Source organism: Niallia sp. Man26, assembly GCF_022049065.2.
In the GTDB taxonomy this organism is placed as follows: domain Bacteria; phylum Bacillota; class Bacilli; order Bacillales; family Cytobacillaceae; genus Niallia.
In genome coordinates this window covers 1,328,191-1,346,576 of sequence record NZ_CP095744.1, presented here as the reverse complement: position 1 = coordinate 1,346,576, position 18,386 = coordinate 1,328,191, and the positions used below count along the sequence as shown (strand labels likewise).

Sequence of the window (18,386 nt, the reverse complement as noted above, 5' to 3'; positions counted from 1 at the left end):
AATAAAGTGTACCCTTTGTAAAGGACATTTTATAAAAAGTCTATGCTGCTGTAAGAAGATGATCTCTGTATTGAACAGGGGTCATCTTTTTTAAGTTCCATTGGTATCTATAGTAATTGTAATAAATCATATATTGTTTGATTTCCTTTTTTACTTCATCTAAACTTGTACATGTTTTAATAGAGGCTTCATCTTTAAGATGGCCAAAGAATGATTCTTGGGGGGCATTATCCCAACAGTTTCCTCGTCTTGACATAGATTGGCGTAACCCTAATTTTTTTACTGCTTTTTGAAAGATAGGACTTGTATAATGAACACCTTGATCGGAATGAATGAAAGCATCTTTTGCACACGTAAAGTTTCTGTTCTTCTTTAACTTCTTGAGAGTGACTGTTGCCAATTCCAAGGTCATTCTATCCGATACATGATAGGCTAGAATTTCACCAGTTGAACTGTCCTTAACTGCTGATAAATAGGCTCTTAGCCCTTTGCCGAAGGAAAGGTATGTGATATCAGTCAGAAGCACTTTCCCTGGAATCCCTTGCTTAAATTGTCTATTTAAAAGGTTTGGTACAACACGGTGTTCCATTGTAGCTTTCATCATTTGTCTATAAGGATTTGCCTTTCTAATCGGACAAATAATATTGTATTTCTTCATAATTCTTCGTATACGTTTTAAATTATAGACAACTTTAAATTGACCCGCCAAAGTCATTTTAATTTGGCGTGCCCCTTTCTTACGATTCTTGAAATGAAATGCTTTTAAGATGATTGCCTTCACTTCTTCATCCTGTTCATCTTTTCTCTTTCTTTGTTCGTGTGACTTTTGAGAAAAGTAATTATAGTAGCCACTTCTTGATACACCTGAGATATCACATAAATAACTCACCATATGCTTCAATTGGTATTTTTCAATTACCGAATGTATGAGGCGATATTTTTGGAAAGGAGGGAGAACTACTTTTTCATCCTCCTTTCTGCCAAACGAATCTTTTTTAATAGTTCGTTTTCTGCCTTTAATAAATTATTTTGAGCTTCTAGTCTTGCGTATTTCTCTTCCATGCTAAGTTCTCTTTCACTAGGTCTTCCTGAATTCTCGTTTCTGGTATCTTGTAACCCAGATACCCCATTTTCACGATAGTTAGCACGCCATCTCTTTCCCGAAGAACTAACTCGAGGCATACCAATAATATCTATATCGAACCCGCATTCCTCAAATATTACCCTTGGTAGCTTACCTTTTTCGTTTTCTGCGATAAAAATATGTTTAAACTCTTCCGTATAAGTGATTCCTTTTGCACTTACAGATTTAACGTACTTATTAGCTGATAGTCGTTTTATCTCTTTCTCTGTAAAAATCCTATTACTCATAAAAAATCTCCAGTCCCATGTTGTTTTTTCTCTAGTTGTGTTTCTTTATTATATAAAAAAGCACCCTATAGGTAGACTTTTTTTAGTGTCTACTCTATAGGGTACATTTTATAATATTGTGGTTTTTTCTTTCGTTATAGAAAATAGAAAGCTGAAAAGCTAGATCACCAAACAGATAACCTTATTCTTTCATCATTTTCCTCTGTAATATATTCAATTCCCCCATAGCCCTGTGATATTGCATGCTTATAAAGATGTTCAAGTGCGCGGCTATCCTTCACATAAATTGCAACAAAACTGCCATCCACTAATAACAGCACTACTTGACAATCACTCTTTAGAAAATCGTCATATGTATGAATCTCTTTTATTACCTTTCCTTTTGGAAAAGCTTTTAAATCAGCAAATATGCAATAATATAGATTGTCTTCTAACCTTTCAGAAAACCACAACCCGTCCATCACATTAGCTGGCAGCAGCGGCTCCTTTAGCTCTCCGTTTTCCACAAGATAGGCTTCTCCATCCATACGCCAATTATAGGAAGAAATATCAATTGTTCTTAATATTCCCCCTAGATAATTCCCATGTGAATTTGGAATTTCGAAACTGACTCCTCGCTTCATCCTTTTCTCCTGTCTAACTCGATTTATTTAAATAGTTCACGCCTTCTTAATGACAAGGGATAATTTATAATTAGCATGCTTGTTAAGGCTGACTAAAAACTCGTCTAACTGTTCGTTAGAGGAGAACTTACATTCAAGTATGTAACAGCTGTCTCCACTAATCTTATAATTATTTAATATAAATTTCTCTTGCGTCCTAACAAAGGATAAATATGGTTCGTGGTGGGTGCTTTTGGTGAAAATATTGAGAAAGGCGTGAATATAATAGCCTAATTTTACTTCATTGACTTTAATGGTATATCCTTCGATTATTCCATTATCCTCTAGCCTGCCAACCCTTGTCGAAGCTGCTTGCCCTGTTAAATGAACCTTTTGGCCAAGCTCCTTCATTGTAATACGGCTGTTCGCGGACAGCTCATTTAAAATAAGCAGATCTGTATTGTCTAACAAACAAATCCAACTCCTTTCATTAATCAAGCAAAACAGCTAAAAGACTTGATTTAAGCTGTGTAAGTGGTTGATGCTCATAGTATAAACTATATACATACTTTAAATAAACAATAAAGGAGTATCCACAATGAATATCCAACAAATTCGCAACGCTACAATTATCGTTCATTACGCAGGTAAAAAGTTTTTAATTGACCCATTCCTTGCTGAAAAGGGCATATATCCCCCTTTTCCAAATTCCTTACGACAAGATCAAAAAAATCCGTTAGTAAGCCTGCCAATCTCACTTGAAGACATTGTAAAAGATGTTGATGCTGTCATTGTGACACATTTACATTTGGACCATTGGGATGAGGCAGCCAAAAACGTCCTTCCGAAGGATTTAAAAATGTATGTCCAAAGTGCAGAGGATGCTGAAGAAGTTAAAAAAGCAGGTTTTCAAAATCTCGAAATATTAGCTGAAACCACTACATTTGAAGAGATTCAGCTAATTAAAACACAAGGCGAGCACGGCAGAGGCGACATACTTAAAATGGTTGGTTCTGTATGCGGTGTTGTCTTTAAGCACGAAAGCGAAAAAACACTATATATTGCAGGTGATACCGTCTGGTATGAAGGAGTCGAGTCAGAAATCAATACACATAAGCCTGAAGTTATTGTTGTTAATGCTGGCAATAATCAATTTTTGCAAGGCGGATCGCTAGTGATGGATGAAAAGGATGTTTATGAAGTTTACAAAACAGCCCCGCAAGCTACAATCATTGCCGTTCATATGGAAGCAGTTAATCACTGGACTTTATCGAGAGAGGAATTAAAATCCTTTGTAACAGAAAAAGGATTTTCAGCTAATGTATTAGTCCCTGATGATGGTGAGTCTTATACATTATAAATGTTATGAAGATCTCGGAGTCTATGAAGCAGCCCGGGATCTTTCTCGTTACTTGTCATTTATTGTCGATAAGGAAAGATTGTCCTTCCTCCACCTTTCTCTGATAATAGAGAAAAAGGGAAGCAGTTTTTTATGGAAGATACTTTGAAGCAATATTGTAAAAGTTTGTTAGGTGCAACAGATGATTTTCAAGGAGAATGGAATGCATATCGTTTCCATGTAGGCGGGAAAATATTTGCCATGCTAAGCACCAATGAAAAAGGACAAAAATACATAACTTTAAAATGTAATCCAGCCGAATCAGAAGAATTACAAGAAACATATAAAGATGTTATCATTCCAGGATATTATATGAACAAAACGCACTGGATTACTGTTTACTATGAGTCAGATTTATCGGTTGAATTTCTTCATTATCTAATAGGAAATTCTCATCAGTTAATTTTCAGGAATTTAACAAAGAAACTGCAGAATGAGCTACGAAATGATAGTATTATTTGAAATACATTAGTGCTTTAGCTTTCCTTTGGCCTAGGATTGCTACTTGTATGCAAAAATAGTCGTTAAGTTTTTAAATCAACGAAGAAATTGCACATCTTTTCGTCCTTGTTGTGTCCATTTTCTGCAACAGCTGCAGCTTATTTTTGCAGTAGCCTTTTCTAATCTGCCGATGTTTTGTTTATTTTCCTATGCCCAATTGTTAAGTTCCCATTATTCCATCAGACTTTTTGTCTAGCAGTCTATCTAATAAACGCATCACCTTTATCCTTTCCCCTAAAGCAATCCCTTAAATTCCGCTATGATATATGTAAACTTCGCCGTCTAACAATTTCTCAGCCATTGTAATCATTCTTTCAAGCTGCATGATTACTAGATTACGGTTGAGGATTAACCTTTCGTACTCCCCTTCTTCCTTGTCGCTCCAGACAAAGCTGCCTGTAAGCTTCATTACCTTAGGTGCATTTTCAAATAAATCTCTCCATGCAGAAAAAACATTTCTGAGTGTGATAGCTGATTGGTTATCAAAAAGCGTTAAGCCATGATAGTTGATACCATATCCCGCTGGCATATTCCGAATGCCTGGATTTTTTGTTGGTATCCACTTTAAAGAATCCATGATATATAAAATTAAATCATCATGAAGGACTACACAGTCAAGGTATGTCCTTTCTTCATGTGTATACTGCCAATATTCTTGGATATTCGCAGTTTTCGATATTAAATAAAATTCATGTTCTAATGCCATTTATTTCTCCAATCTTCCTTTCCTATCTTTCTGTAAATGTGCCATCTCTATAACCATAAATGATTTTTTAGAAATGCTTTTGCATCTGTTCCTGTTAATTTGTCTATTTTGAGTAATGTTTCTTCTAATTCATTTACGTTCATCTAAGGAAGGCATCCAAGAATTATCATTCCTATAGAACAAACCCCTCCTTCATTCTGAAGGGCGTTCCCTAATTCTTTATACTATTATGAAGAGACAGGAAGATTTTTTATTCTTCTTCCTCATAAGGTTTATGTTGAATATCAATCGTTTTCGTGCTGAAATCAATTTTGTGCTGGAGGTTGTAAACACTGTATTGAAAGGCTATTGATGATTGATCTAATGAGAAGATCGCAATTAAGTCATTCTCTCCGTCAATAATGCTGTATTTATTCTTAAAGTCGATTTCAGCGAATAATGAATATTTTTCATGAAAGATAAGGTTCCACTTATAGGCAAGCTTTACTTGTTTAATAGACATAGTAACCTCCAATATTTATATGCTTCCATTTAATTCTATTTATTATGAAGAAAAATGGCAAATAATAGCTAGCTATGTATTATATTATTTGTCTTCCTGTTTACTCTCTAGTTTTGCATCCATTATATAATCGACTAATGCTAAAACAATGGAAACTATTACTCTTGTGACGGCTTCCATTTCAATAGTGTGCATCATATTATCTAAAGTTGAAATAATAGTCAAACTTACAAGAAACGATAAGAATAGAAATCCAGCATTAATTTGCTTGTCAGACCATTTATTTGCCTTTCGCATAAAAATCCGCATGATATTTGTCAACAATTCACCTACTGCTCCGAATACTATATAGCCAGCAATAAACCAAGATAAGGCTGCAAAGGAGTCATAGTGTACACCTAGCAGCTTAAACAACCCGATAATTCCAAAGAAATATCCTGCCGTAATTACTCCAAATGAAGCCAAGAATAGTAACACTATTGCAGTGATGATGAATATTTTTGTACGAGGGCTTTCTTCTTTAAATGGTTTATCAGCACTCACTGTTACCACCTCCATTTTGCTTGAATGGTTAGTTTACGGTTACTTACACAGAAAGGTTTCATGGTTAAAACAAGCTTTACATTAATTTAAAAAACTTTAGGATGCAATCACCCTAAAGTTTTAAACGGTTCCTCTTTCTATTAATTTAACTGAAATTTCTTTACTAGATACATCTTCGCCCATTGCTTGGAGAAATAGATTGTTTCCTAACTCAACAAGCGGTATATCAATAGTGGTAATATTCATCATCTTTGCAATAGGCTCATTATTGAATCCGATAATCGCAAGCTGTTTCGGAATGGATAGTTGCTCCTTCTGACATGCTATCATTATACCTGCAGCCACTTGATCACTAGTGACTAACAGTGCAGTTGGTCGTGTATCAAGTCTCTTCATCTTTTCTATTACCTTTTCCCCATCTTCGAAATACAGGCAATCATCCATAATGTAGTCAGCATTAAACGGCAGCTCATATTTTTTTAAAAAGTCCATATAAGCCTGTTCTCGCAAGAAGCTGTTTGCACCAGTTTTCCTACCGACACAATAACCTATTTCTTTATGACCCTTTTGATACAAATACTCTAACGCTTGGAAGAAAACTTTATAATGATCAATAAAAGTTGAAGGGAGGCTTTCTTTCTTCATTTTTTCACAAAGGACAATTGTTCCATATTGGATATGCTCTTGAATCAGGGATAAACCGGATTTTCTTGAACAGATAATTAATGAATCAATCTGCTTTTGCTTAAGCATTTGTAACGCTTCCATTTCTTTTTCTTCCGCATAATCTGTTTGAAACAACACAAGCTTATAATCATATTCTAACGCCTTTTGAGCAATCCCCTTAAGCAGCAACGCAAAATATGGCGTATCGGTAAATGGCAGCACGACACCCATCAGCTGTGTTTTTCCCCTGCTCAAATGCACAGCATTAATATTTCTGTTGTAGTTCGTGGATTCAATTGCTGCTAAAACAGCTAGTTTTTTTTCTTCACTTACATATGGATGATTGTTCAAGACACGAGATACTGTCGAAACGGAAACTCCCGACATTTTTGCCAAATCTCTAATATTGGTCATATCCTCACCTTTTTCAGCCTGAATAGTCTGCACTTATTGAAAACATTTTAATGTATGAAACGGGTACCAGGTCAATCCACTAAAAAAAGGACCGCTACTGGTCCTCTCTATAAAAAGTTCACTTATCTTTTTCTGGATTTTTGTTGTGAATCAATAAAATAGTCATCAAATGTTTCAATCGGTGTGATGTCTGTTGATTCTCCTGCTGTTTTTATACAAGCATATGTGCCGCAAAGTATTATAAAGCAAAGTAAGATGAGTGACAGCATAAGTTCTCCTCACTTTCTTCTTATTTGCTTTTATCGTAAATTATGAAACGCTTCCCAGGTCAAATAATTTTTTATATGCAAGACAGCCTTGACTTGAAATGCGTTCCATACTTTACCTTTATGAAAGAAGTTATTTTGCAATAAAAATCAAGAAAAGGAAGGGATTTCGTATGGAGAACTTAAACGGCAAAGTTTTTTTATTATCAGCTCAGGATAGCAGCCTGTATTATTTAAATGACTCTATTTTTCACTATACGCAAGATAAGGATATCGTGACAGCTACCTTTTACAGCAAAAGCATTTGTTACGGAGAGCTTGTAGGATTAGTAAACAAAACTGGCATTCTCCATGTAATATTCAACTTTTTCTGTAAAGATTCAACCTTTCACAGCGGTACTTGTGATTTTGTTGAAAGCAGGGTCGCTGATTGTTTTATTTTATGTGGCAAGCTTACTATTGCTTGTGAGAATCAAAACACTAAAGAAATTAAATTGCAGGAAATAAGAATTAACACAAAATGAAAATGCTTTTAAATCAAGTAAGTAAATATTCCTATTTTTCCTGTTATTATCAATAATTTACATTTCCTTTACAATCTATTAACTTAACTGCTTTATACTCATAAGCAATTGATTATATTCTTTTTAGGGGTGATTACATAGTTTAATAGATTAACCGTTCTATACCATCCAAAAAAAATTAGTTCATAGTATGAAAGGGGAAACTTTAACATGAAGATAAACAAAAAAGTCATGGGAATTACTCTAGCAAGCTCGTTAGCACTTGGGACGCTTGCCTACACATCAGCAAACGAAAAGGTAGAAGCAAAAAAAGAATCAGAGCAGGCAAAAAATGTCATTGTGCTTGTAAAGGATGGAGTAAGCTCTACTACTACTACCCTATCTAGATGGTATAAGGGTGAACCTCTTGCAATGGACGAAATTCTGTCTGGAGGTGTCCGCACGTATTCTGCTGAATCGGCTGTCACAGACTCTGCACCAGCTGGAACGGCCATGGCAACTGGCAATAAGTCCAATGACAAGTTTGTTGGGGTTCTGCCTGAAAAGGTTGCGTCACCTGGTGTAGATTCTTCCCTTGCCGATAATCCGTATAAACCGGTGGCGAACGTATTGGAAGGAGCTAAGCTTGAAGGGAAATCTACTGGAATTATCTCGACATCCGAAATCCAGCATGCCACACCAGCTGCATTCTCATCACATGCAACACACCGGACTGATTATGACAGTATTGCTGAACAGCAGGTTTACCAAAACATGGATGTAGTTTTAGGTGGCGGTAAAACGTCTCTTGAAGCAAAAAACCGCAAGGACGGCGAAAATTTAGTTGATGTCATTGAGGACAACGGCTACGATATAGTCGAGACACGTGACGAGCTCTTAAATTCTAAATCAAAAAAATTGTGGGGAACATTCGCGCCAGCAGCTTTAGCTTATGATATGGACCGCCCGCAAACAAATCCTAAAGAGCCAACTCTTGCTGAAATGACGAAAAAAGGTATTTCCACGCTTTCTAAAGACAAAGATGGATTCTTCCTGTTTGTGGAAGGAAGCAAGCCGGACTGGGCAGCTCATGCTAATGATCCAATTGGGATGATCAGTGATACACTTGCTTTTGACGAAGCGGTAAAAGAAGCAGTGGCTTTTGCGAAGAGAGATAAAAACACGTTAGTTATTGCCGTATCTGATCATGGCAACAGCGGTATTTCTATCGGAAACCAAAACACAAACTCTACTTACCCTTCTACTCCAGTCTCAAGCTATATTGACCCATTAAAAAAGGCTGAAATGACTTTAGAAGGTGCATTAAAGCAGCTTAATAAAGATAAATCAAATGTGCTGGAAGTTGCGGCATTGTATGGGATTGACAATCCAACTGCAGAAGAAACAAAAGCATTAAATTCATCTGCAGACTTAAGCAAAACGCTTGTTCAGCTGCTTGCAAACAGAGCTAATCTTGGCTTTACAACAGGCGGCCATACAGGTGAGGATCTATTCATGTATTCTTACGGACCAGGCAAACCGACTGGTTTAATTGAAAACACAGATGTCGCTAAGTCTGCCGCAAAAGCTTTAGGATTCAATTTAGGTGAGCTGGACAAAGAAGTTTTCGTTGAAGCAGAAGCTGCTTTCAAAAAAATTGGCGCAAAAGTCAGCATCGACTCATCTGACAAAAACAACCCTGTTCTTATTGTCACAAAAGGCAAAACAACTGCAGAAATTCCAGTAAATAAGAATATTGTCACAATCAAAGGCAAAGATAAAGAACTTAAAACAGTTACAGTTCAAACTAATGGCAAATTCTATGTTTCAAAAGAAGCGGTGAATATCGTTAAAAAAGGTAAATAAGCTTATATGTTAAAAGGCTCTCATATTTCGAGAGCCTTTTAACTTGTCGTCCGAGTCAACGTTTTTTCTTATAATCTATTAAAGTAAACGATGGATTTAAGTGCGTCCATTGCATCTAGGAATTCATCTGTAAACAAATCTTCATGTATATTAAAAGTCTTTAGGGATATCGCTTTTCCTTGATCTACTTTCAACAAATGGTAGTTATCCAAGCCTTCCGTTACAGCTATCGCTAATGGTTTTTCCCATTCATTATTTCCATACAGCACTATATAATCGTCCCCGGCAAGTTTCTGTATTTCATAGACAGAGTCCCATGCTTTGAAATACAGACCATCTGTTTTAAATAATTTTGCGTCATAAACATAATAATCCTGTCTTATATGAAATGTATCATGAAGAATGATATTTTCATCTTTTTTCAAGATTTTCTCAACCAGCTCTTTTTGATCCATTATATAATGAAACTGTTCTGTTTTGGTGTTGTTCATTTGAACTAAATCAACATATGCCTCAACAAAACTGCCACAAGTCATGGGAGTTGTGTTACTATCACTAATATTTGCGTATATAGGATACTTTCCTGCTACGATTTGCACTTTCGCTTTTTTCCTATTGTTTGTAAGAAAAGTTCCTTCTTCTATTATAAGGATACCTAATTCCATCTTCATTGTGATTATTCCTTTACATTTTATAGACTGCTATTGTACTACTTAATCTTTCGTTGCTGCCAATTCAATTATTTTCCTAATAAACGGTCCTTTTCGGTCTGTATAAGCATGGCGGTCAAATTTATGTATATGTGCCAGTTCTTCTTTGAGGGAAGCATACTCCCTAAGTGCTTGCGAATGTTGGCGGAGATAATTACGAAAAAGTAATTTATCTCGCCATTCTGTACTGCCATATTCACAAATATGAAGATGGCAAATCCCTTGTCCCCACGGTCCTTTTCTAAAGAATTTTCTATCTGTAAACTCTGGTTTAGGCACATATTCATATTCTATTTCCATTAAGGTTGGTACCCATTTATCCACTTGCTCTAAATTAGGTACCCCTGCCATGATATCAATGATGGGCTTGGCTGTTAATCCTTTTATAGAGGTGCTGCCAATATGTTCAACTTCTATTACACCATCTATCGCGTCACGGATTCTTTTTTTCTCCCATTCAAATTGTTGTTCCCAATCAGGATTGTAAGGTTGAAGCTCTACGACTGATACTGTCATATTTTTATCCCGCCTATCTATCTCGTAATCTCAACTTAAAATGATCCCATTTTTTTCTTAAGAAGCTGCGATTATCAGGCAGCAGTTGAACATCTGACAATGCCGCAATTGTTTTAGCTGCTACAGCTACTGTGATATTATCTGTATTAATCCGATTTTCAAATACACTATTAGAAAAGCCTTCCATACAGCGGTCAATTTGATTTATTGCCCAGGAAGCTTTTCTTTCGCCCCTCCCCTTTAGCCGACTAACTAAGGTGGGCTTGGAAGCCCACAATACATAGTGATGAATGGTGACACCTTCTTTTCTTAATTCACCAATAATTTCAGAAAAGTAGACAGGATTTACTATCGTCATCGGCACGATGATGACTCCCTTATATTCCTTATTAATATAAGATAATAGAGAATGATTAATGGTACGCCACATTGGCATGTCTTGAAAATCCGCTTTAAAAGTAGATGCAGGCAAATTTTCCCGCAAAAAATAACCGGCATTTTCTGGGTCATAGATACATGAGTTTGGTATTCTTCTATGTAACTCGTGTGCAGTTTGTGTTTTCCCAGCTCCAAATGCTCCGTTTATCCAAATTATCATCCTGCCACCCTGTCCTATATTTTACTAGAAAAATTTTTATGAAAACCTGCTGATGTTTGACTGCAAATTTAGAATTCTGATTAGATTATATCTAAAAATAACATTAGTGTTAAATATATACTTCCTTACTGTTATAACATGAAAAGGGCGAAGATTCATTCTTCGCCCTTCTAATTAAGATTCTGTTACAGCAGGCTGCCCTGCTTCAATCAATGCCTTGTTGCGGCTTAAGAATATTGTGAGAATCAAGATGAATAAACCAGTGCCTACCAACAGCCATTCGATATCAACAACATCTGCGAGTGGTCCGAAAATAAGCATGCCGATTGGCATCATAGAAGTAGAAATCATTCCCATTACACCAAAGACCCTGCCTAAATACTCTTCAGAAATTTTTTCTTGTAATAGTACTGTTGTAGGAGTATTAAAGATTGGCATTGCTGCCCCAAACACTCCCATGAAGATTAAATACAGCCAAAATGCCGGAGCAATGCCAAGTGCCAATGTACATGCTCCCATAATAACGCTTGCGAGTGTCATTGTACTGATTTTGTTGGAAAAACCGCCCCATGCAGCAATGATTCCTCCGCCGGCAATCATGCCGATTGAAAAAGCAAGTTCAATCGCAGTCAGCTGCCAAACATCACCGCCAAAGCTTCGCGTTACCTGAAGCGGTGTTAAGAATGCGGCTGGTGCCATTAACACGAAGAAGATGGCAAAGAATAAAAAGAAGGATTTAAGAAAACTGTTGTTGTTTATATATTGCAAGCCTTCTTTAAAATCAGCAAAATAACTTGTCGTCTGCTTTACAGCAGCTTTTTCATGAACAGCAATTTTCACAAATGTCAGCATCGTAAAAATTGCAATTGCGGCAGTAATAACATCGATAAAAAAGATTATCTCAATTGTCGTATTAGCTAACAGTGCAGCACTGACCATCGGTGATATGAACATAATAACAGCTTGAATGCTGCCATTTGCTCCATTTACTTTTGTAAGCTTTTCCTTTGGAACCACTTGAGGCAAAATCGCTGCAACAGAAGGCGTTTGAATTCCTGTTCCAAATGCACGAATCGCCGCCATCACAAAGAGGAGCCAAATCGAATCAAATCCCATCATAAAGAGAATCGCCAGTATTAAAGTCGAAAAGGCGATTAATCCGTCTGACACGATAATCAGCATTTTTCGATTATACCTGTCTGCCCACACTCCTGCGATTGGCGACAGAATAAAGGTCGGAATGAAGCCGCAAATAATATAAAGTGTCATCATAAGACCTGATTCTGTCGTTAAGGTGATATGCCACATAATCGCATATTGCACAAGTGACGAACCAAATAGAGAAATCGTCTGACTGCTTAAGAAAAGAATAATATTTCTTAACCACGACTTCTGTTGATCATTAACATTGTTCATTTATTTCACTCATTTCTTCCCTTTATTATGCTTCACCTACATTTACTAAAATTCGTTTTTTTCTATATATATTGGTTCGAAGACAAATGAAAAAGAGGACAGACATATCCCCTTTTTCAAACAACCGTTAAATAAGGTTTTCTTAAAAATAGACAGACCAATCCTTTAGCTATAAACATAGGTTTTAGCATTCAAACGTATTCCATTAACGAATGAACTTCCCTTATCTTAATCTCATGGATGCTGTCAAAAGAAAAACCTCCATTTCCTATGTAGTTATTCAATCATACCAAATACAGCCACCCCTTTCAAGCGCTTCCATTACTGAAATAAGAGGACTAACCAGTTAATGTCAGTCCTCTTTTATATCTGTTCAATCAGCAGATACTCAAGTCTAAACTTAAGCAAGTAACAGGATTGCCAACCTCAATTTCACATGATCCTTGTTCCACTTTATAGATGTTCTGACTGCTGAAAACTTGTAATTCTTCCTTCCCAAGTTCAAACGTAACTTCTTTTGTTTCCCCAGCGTCAACCCAGACCTTCTTAAAGCCTTTTAATTCCTTTACCCTTCGCGTAATACTAGAGCCCTTTCCCTTTATATAAAGCTGTATTACGTCATATCCGGCTCGTTCTCCTTTATTAGTGACGTCTACAGTTAGGGAGAATTTCTCCCCTGCTGATAATTGACTGACTGACAGCATTTGTCTTTCTGCTTGCAGATTTTTGTAGTCGAATTGTGTGTAAGATAAGCCAAAGCCAAAGGGATACAAGGCACTGCCAGACATATCAAAATAGTCTTTCTTGTATCCTCCTTCTTTGTAGTTATAAAAAACTGGCAGCTGTTTAGACGACCTTGGGATAGAAACAGGTAAACGACCGCTCGGATTGACATCCCCAAATAAAATCTCTGCAATCGCCTGACCACCCATTTGTCCAGGGTACCAAGCACTTATGACTGCCTTAGCGTGTTCTGCTATCCAGGAAATAGCATGAGGCCTGCCTTGAACGAGCACCACCGCAATCGGTGTGCCTGTTTCCATCACTTTTTTGAGGAGCTGCATCTGCTGCCCTCCCAGCTCTAAATCTGCTGTATCCACATTTTCTCCGCAATCCATTTCTTCCTCGCCAGTTGTATCGATAACCGCTCCGTTTACGTCAAATTGGGCATCAAAATTTCTTGCACTTGATCCGCCTACAACAACTATTGCTACATCTGAAGCTTTCGCTAAATCAACTGCTCTTTCTATTCCTTCCTCATCATGAGAACGAATACCGCAGCCTTGTTCATAAACAACCTCTGCCTCTTTCATTAGCGCAGTTATTCCTTTCAGGACTGTTATCACACTGCCTTCTCGTTGAAACGGTGTGTAATCGCCAAGCTGATTATAGACAGAATCTGCGTTAGGGCCGATTACAGCAATTTTACTAATAGTCTTTTTAAAAGGCAGAATTCCCTCATTTTTTAACAGCACAATCGACTGCCGAGCAGATTCCAGGTTAATTCTCTCATTATTCTCCTTCGTCTTGCTTTGTGCACGATTCATATAAGGTTTATCAAATAACCCCATTTTAAATTTGAGAGTTAAAACCCTTCTTACCGCATTATTCAGCTTTTCTTCACTGACTAGCCCCCTTTGAACGGCAGCTTCTAAAGCGGGATACACATCATCCCAAAGACTTATATCCACTCCATTTTCAAGTGCTAAAGCAGCTGCTTTTTCTTTGCTTTCCGTTAATGAGACTAAATTGTCAAGAGCACAGCCATCCGCCATTACCGCTCCTTTAAATCCAAATTCCTTGCGCAGAATCTGATTGAGGAGATAGCCATTGGCATGACAGGGAATTCCATCAATTTCATTGTAAGCTGCCATACAGGCTAGAGCTCCATACTTTATGGCAGCTATCATTGGCGGCAGATGAATTTCTCGTAATTCTCTTTCACCGATTGATGCCGGAGCAGCGTTCTTTCCACCTAGTCCGTTACCTTGTGCGGCAAAATGCTTTAAAACAACAGCCATTTTTTCAGCGGGAATAAATTCACTTTTCTCTCCTTGCATCCCTGATACAACCGCCTCTGTTAACCGGGATGCAAGATAAGGATCTTCACTGAAGCACTCTTCAGATCTGCCCCATCGTGGGTCACGAATAATATCTAATGTGGAAACTAAAGCTAAATGGGCGCCTTTTGCCCGAACTTCCTCTGCCACTGCTGCCATTAATTTTTCATGCAGCTCTGGGTTCCATGTCGCACCTATTCCTAAATTAACAGGCGTAATCAGACTGTCTAAGCCTTGATGGCCGTGGGAGCATTCCTCCGAAAGCAGGACAGGAATGCCCAGCCTTGTATGCTCCTTTACATATTTCTGAATCATATTGGCTACATCAGCACTTGCATCCTTTGTAATGCCATTGTCAAAATGGACAGCTGACCAAGGGTCGGATCGGAATAACCCATAAAGCACTCCGACTCCATCCCATATGCGAACATGCTCTTTAAACTTCTCTGTGAGGATATAACCTGTGTCAGTTTTCTCGTATACTTCCCAGCCATACAGCTTCTGATTAACCTGACCGACCTTCTCCTTTAAACTCATGTTTGCTAACAATGCTTCTATTTCATGATTGATTGTCTCATTCTCCATATTAGAAAGACTCATCCCCCTCAATACCGTTATAAATTAACGACGATCGTTTTTACTTCAAATGGCTTTAAGTTTAAGGACAGCCTGTTCTCTTGTACAAAGATTTCTGTCTGTTTCTCTTCCAGCAGATTTGTTTCATATGCCGAGAGAATATTCCGAGCAAATGATACATGAATCTCCCCTCTGCCGCCGCTTGACTCATACATTCTTAAAGTGAGACTCTTGCCGTCCTCTGACTGTTTAACTGTATCAAGGATGACGTGGCTGGATTCTGTTTTTATAAAAGAAGAGCAACTAGGCAAAGTTCCTGGATGGGCAGAAGCACGGTAAATAACAGCAGGGTGATTCAGCTCATATCCTTCCTTAACAACGGCCCCTTCTCTCCAGTCGCCTTTATGTGGGAAAAACGAATAAGTGAATTCATGATAACCAAAGTCTGCCCCTTTATCTGGCCATTTAGGTGCCCGCAGCAAGGACAGACGCAACACATTTTGCTTTACATCATAGCCGTACTTGCAGTCATTCAGCAAACTGACACCATAACCAGATTCGGAGAGATCGGCAAAGCGATGGCCGCACACCTCAAACTGGGCTTTCTCCCAGCTTGTATTAGTATGTGTGGCTCTTTCTACTGAGCCGAACGGAATTTCAAACGTAGCTTTGTTACTCATTACATCAACAGGGAATGCAACCTTTAATAATTTGTGCTGCTCCTGCCAATCGACCCTAGTTTGAAAATCGATTCGTTGATTGTGGTGATATAAAATCAGCTCTTGTTCAATAGTTGACTGTGAAAGCTGCCATTTAAAGTGAATGATATCCTTTGTTGCTCCTTTTCGGATGCTTTGTTCTAACAGAGTAACCGTTTCTGCCGGCTGATTTGCAAATTCAGGGTCGATATCCCAAGCATCCCAAAGCATCGGGCGGTCATGGAACAGCTGCAATTGATTGGCGAAAGCACCATTAGGCAAGATTTCACGCTTGACCTTTTTATCGTATAAACGGGAAATTTCTCCTTGCTCATTCCACTCTATATGATAATATTCCGTCTCCCATTGGCGAACGTTCGCCTCTTCTACTTTACTTCCCTGTTTCTCCAAATCTTTTAACCAAATCACTTGATAACCCATTTCTGGGATTTCTGGAACGTAAACAGATAACTCTATGCGACCATCTTCTAATAGAATAATGTCTGTGGGCAGCTCTTCACCATCCCGAGTTACTGCTCCCTTTCCTGCCAATTCTAGTCCACCTGATATTTTCACTGTCTCCGACCTTTTCCAGGACAAGCTGTTAAAGAGAATAACTGGTATTCCATCACCTTCTGTGTCTATTTGCTGTTCCAGCACATGGATAGCTTCTTGTTGCACCTTTTCACCACAGGCAAAGATTTCCTTATAGTCAGCCTCAGAATCAACGTACACCTCAGGAATGGAAGATCCAGGGATAATATCATGAAATTGATTGAAAAGAAGCTGCTTCCAGCCTTGTTCCAATGACGAAGCTAGCTTCACTCCAGCGAAGTTTATAGCTGCGCTTCCCCAAATTTCCGCATCCCGGTACAGCACCTCTGCCTTTCGGTTCCATTTCTTATTTCTGGCATGGGTCGTGTATGTTCCGCGATGGAGCTCCAAATACATATCCCCAACCCATGTCGGCAAGGACGGATTGGACTTCGTTATTTCATCGAAAAATTCATGGGCTGTGCTGTTTACGACGGCTGGCAAGCCAGGCAAAGACGAAGACCGATCAATATAATCAATCATTTCTTGGGTAACACCGCCGCCCCCATCTCCATGGCCGTATAGCAGCATCTGCTTTGAATGGAGATTTTTTTGCTTATAACTATCCCAATGTGTCTTGATTTCTTCAGGATGGGTATATTCATTTAAGCCATGATTTAAGAAGGAAAGGATGCGCGTCCCATCAATTCCTTCCCAGTAAAATAAATCGAAAGGAAATGGATTGGTATCATTCCAATTCATCTTGGATGTCATAAAATAGTCAATGCCAGCACTTTTTAACAATTGCGGCAGTGATGCACAATAGCCAAATGTATCTGGGAGCCACTCAATTCTTGGCTGTTTGCTGAATTCTTCCTTGTAAAACTTCATTCCATAGAGAAGCTGACGAACTAATGATTCACCAGACGGCATATTTAAATCAGGCTCTACCCACATCCCGCCGACGACTTCCCAGCGCCCATCAGCAATTTGCTTTTTAACCCTTTCATAGATTTCAGGGTAATGCTCCTTTACGAAAGCATAGGCTTGAGGCTGGCTTTGAGCATAAGTAAAGCTCGGATTCTCATCAAGCAAGGTGCTCATTGTTGAAAATGTTCTGCTGCATTTACGAATCGCTTCCTTCACAGGCCATAGCCATGCCAAATCAATATGAGACTGACCTACCATCAGCATTTGACCTGCCGTACTGCTCGTCAACATATTTAACTTTTTCTGTAAGTCAGCCTCCATGTCAGCAATTAATAACTGATTCGTAAATGCTTCCGGCTTTTCTGACAGAATTCTTTTTTCAGCTTCCTGCAATGCCTCGATGATTTTAACTCGATCACTATCATCTTCCGGCAGTAATTTTGCAGTTTCATAGTAGCATTTCACAGTAGCCAGTAAACTTTGAACACCTGTATTTATTAAATCAAGGCTGGCTTTTAAAAGATTCAAGGGCGGCGGGTCGAATTCTGCTGGTTCATTTTGATAATTTAACTCATCGAGTGTTTGGCCAGCGTAATTATATAGTTCAATTTTTATGTTAACCTTTTCTTTCCCGCGAACCTCCTCTGGAAACGGAACATAGCATCGGTTGCGGTCAATACCGTGATGCGGCATGCCGTTTAATGAAACTAACCCTTCATGAAGAGTCCGGCGGTCCTTTGCACCAGAAAGGAATGTAAGTCCAAACGGCCGATTCTGCCAATCAGCTGGAATGGTTATCTCCTTTTCCAAAAGCATTGTGGCGCCTGCATTAATCAACCAGTCACCTTCATTTATAAGAACAGTATCGTCTGATTCAAATTCATACTCTCCCGGCTTAACATAGATGCCGCGCTTTGCTTGCCAATCATTGATCGAAATAGATTCCAAAAGCACATAATTCGATAAATGTTGAATAAAACGCTGAACCCTTTGTAATGTCAAAATCTTT

Annotated in this window: 18 protein-coding genes; 4 read left to right on the top strand and 14 right to left on the bottom strand. The window is 38.2% G+C overall.

Annotated elements, in window-relative coordinates:
• Window positions 1-40: 40 nt before the first annotated feature.
• From L8T27_RS26210 to L8T27_RS26200, 3 genes are all read right to left on the bottom strand, one after another.
• Window positions 41-1,371 (bottom strand): IS3 family transposase gene (locus L8T27_RS26210; RefSeq protein ID WP_237944091.1). Its coding sequence is split into 2 segments (ribosomal slippage): window positions 41-984 and window positions 984-1,371, totalling 1,332 coding nucleotides; the frame shifts between segments, so codons are not numbered across the junction.
• Window positions 1,372-1,535: 164 nt separating this feature from the next.
• Complete coding sequence (locus L8T27_RS26205; RefSeq protein ID WP_237944089.1) at window positions 1,536-1,994, bottom strand: DUF2691 family protein; 459 nt, start codon at window positions 1,992-1,994, stop codon at window positions 1,536-1,538.
• A gap of 36 nt (window positions 1,995-2,030) precedes the next feature.
• Window positions 2,031-2,444 carry an Lrp/AsnC family transcriptional regulator gene (locus tag L8T27_RS26200; RefSeq protein ID WP_233315525.1) on the bottom strand — a complete coding sequence of 138 codons (414 nt, stop codon included), beginning with the start codon at window positions 2,442-2,444 and terminating at the stop codon, window positions 2,031-2,033.
• 127 nt (window positions 2,445-2,571) lie between these two features.
• On the opposite strand from L8T27_RS26200, the gene L8T27_RS26195 reads away from it, so the two are divergent.
• Together L8T27_RS26195 and L8T27_RS26190 are read left to right on the top strand one after the other, a co-directional pair.
• Entirely contained in the window at window positions 2,572-3,333 is a 762-nt protein-coding gene (locus L8T27_RS26195) for an MBL fold metallo-hydrolase (protein WP_237944087.1), read from the top strand.
• Between the two features lie 132 nt (window positions 3,334-3,465).
• The gene (locus L8T27_RS26190; protein ID WP_237944085.1) at window positions 3,466-3,834 is read left to right on the top strand and encodes an MmcQ/YjbR family DNA-binding protein; all 369 of its coding nucleotides are present in this window, start codon (window positions 3,466-3,468) and stop codon (window positions 3,832-3,834) included.
• Between the two features lie 286 nt (window positions 3,835-4,120).
• On the opposite strand, the gene L8T27_RS26185 is transcribed toward L8T27_RS26190, so the two are convergent.
• From L8T27_RS26185 to L8T27_RS26165, 5 genes are all read right to left on the bottom strand, one after another.
• The gene (locus tag L8T27_RS26185; RefSeq protein WP_237944083.1) at window positions 4,121-4,579 is read right to left on the bottom strand and encodes a hypothetical protein; all 459 of its coding nucleotides are present in this window, start codon (window positions 4,577-4,579) and stop codon (window positions 4,121-4,123) included.
• A gap of 250 nt (window positions 4,580-4,829) precedes the next feature.
• Window positions 4,830-5,081: a hypothetical protein gene (locus tag L8T27_RS26180; protein WP_237944081.1), complete on the bottom strand. Its 252-nt coding sequence runs from the start codon at window positions 5,079-5,081 to the stop codon at window positions 4,830-4,832.
• Between the two features lie 84 nt (window positions 5,082-5,165).
• Complete coding sequence (locus tag L8T27_RS26175) at window positions 5,166-5,624, bottom strand: YrvL family regulatory protein (RefSeq protein ID WP_237944079.1); 459 nt, start codon at window positions 5,622-5,624, stop codon at window positions 5,166-5,168.
• Between the two features lie 120 nt (window positions 5,625-5,744).
• Window positions 5,745-6,704, bottom strand: coding sequence for a LacI family DNA-binding transcriptional regulator (locus L8T27_RS26170; RefSeq protein ID WP_237944077.1), 960 nt, complete (start codon window positions 6,702-6,704; stop codon window positions 5,745-5,747).
• Between the two features lie 122 nt (window positions 6,705-6,826).
• Window positions 6,827-6,973, bottom strand: a complete 147-nt coding sequence (locus L8T27_RS26165) for a hypothetical protein (RefSeq protein WP_237944075.1) — start codon at window positions 6,971-6,973, stop codon at window positions 6,827-6,829.
• A gap of 170 nt (window positions 6,974-7,143) precedes the next feature.
• Here L8T27_RS26165 and L8T27_RS26160 point away from each other — a divergent pair, with 170 nt between their 5' ends.
• Window positions 7,144-7,494: an avidin-fold protein gene (locus L8T27_RS26160; RefSeq protein ID WP_237944073.1), complete on the top strand. Its 351-nt coding sequence runs from the start codon at window positions 7,144-7,146 to the stop codon at window positions 7,492-7,494.
• Window positions 7,495-7,704: 210 nt separating this feature from the next.
• Window positions 7,705-9,339, top strand: a complete 1,635-nt coding sequence (locus tag L8T27_RS26155) for an alkaline phosphatase (protein ID WP_237944071.1) — start codon at window positions 7,705-7,707, stop codon at window positions 9,337-9,339.
• Window positions 9,340-9,407: 68 nt separating this feature from the next.
• Here L8T27_RS26155 and L8T27_RS26150 read toward each other — a convergent pair whose 3' ends face one another.
• From L8T27_RS26150 to L8T27_RS26125, 6 genes are all read right to left on the bottom strand, one after another.
• On the bottom strand, window positions 9,408-10,010 hold the full coding sequence (locus L8T27_RS26150; RefSeq protein ID WP_237944069.1) for a hypothetical protein: 603 nt from the start codon (window positions 10,008-10,010) through the stop codon (window positions 9,408-9,410).
• Between the two features lie 42 nt (window positions 10,011-10,052).
• Window positions 10,053-10,565, bottom strand: a complete 513-nt coding sequence (locus L8T27_RS26145; protein WP_233315536.1) for a GrpB family protein — start codon at window positions 10,563-10,565, stop codon at window positions 10,053-10,055.
• A gap of 13 nt (window positions 10,566-10,578) precedes the next feature.
• A complete protein-coding gene (locus L8T27_RS26140; RefSeq protein ID WP_237944067.1) occupies window positions 10,579-11,163 on the bottom strand; it encodes an AAA family ATPase in 585 nt (194 codons plus the stop codon).
• Between the two features lie 174 nt (window positions 11,164-11,337).
• Window positions 11,338-12,579, bottom strand: coding sequence for an MFS transporter (locus L8T27_RS26135; RefSeq protein ID WP_233315538.1), 1,242 nt, complete (start codon window positions 12,577-12,579; stop codon window positions 11,338-11,340).
• 377 nt (window positions 12,580-12,956) lie between these two features.
• Window positions 12,957-15,239: a glycoside hydrolase family 3 N-terminal domain-containing protein gene (locus L8T27_RS26130; RefSeq protein ID WP_237944065.1), complete on the bottom strand. Its 2,283-nt coding sequence runs from the start codon at window positions 15,237-15,239 to the stop codon at window positions 12,957-12,959.
• A gap of 14 nt (window positions 15,240-15,253) precedes the next feature.
• Window positions 15,254-18,379, bottom strand: coding sequence for an alpha-mannosidase (locus L8T27_RS26125; RefSeq protein ID WP_237944063.1), 3,126 nt, complete (start codon window positions 18,377-18,379; stop codon window positions 15,254-15,256).
• Window positions 18,380-18,386 lie beyond the last annotated feature (7 nt).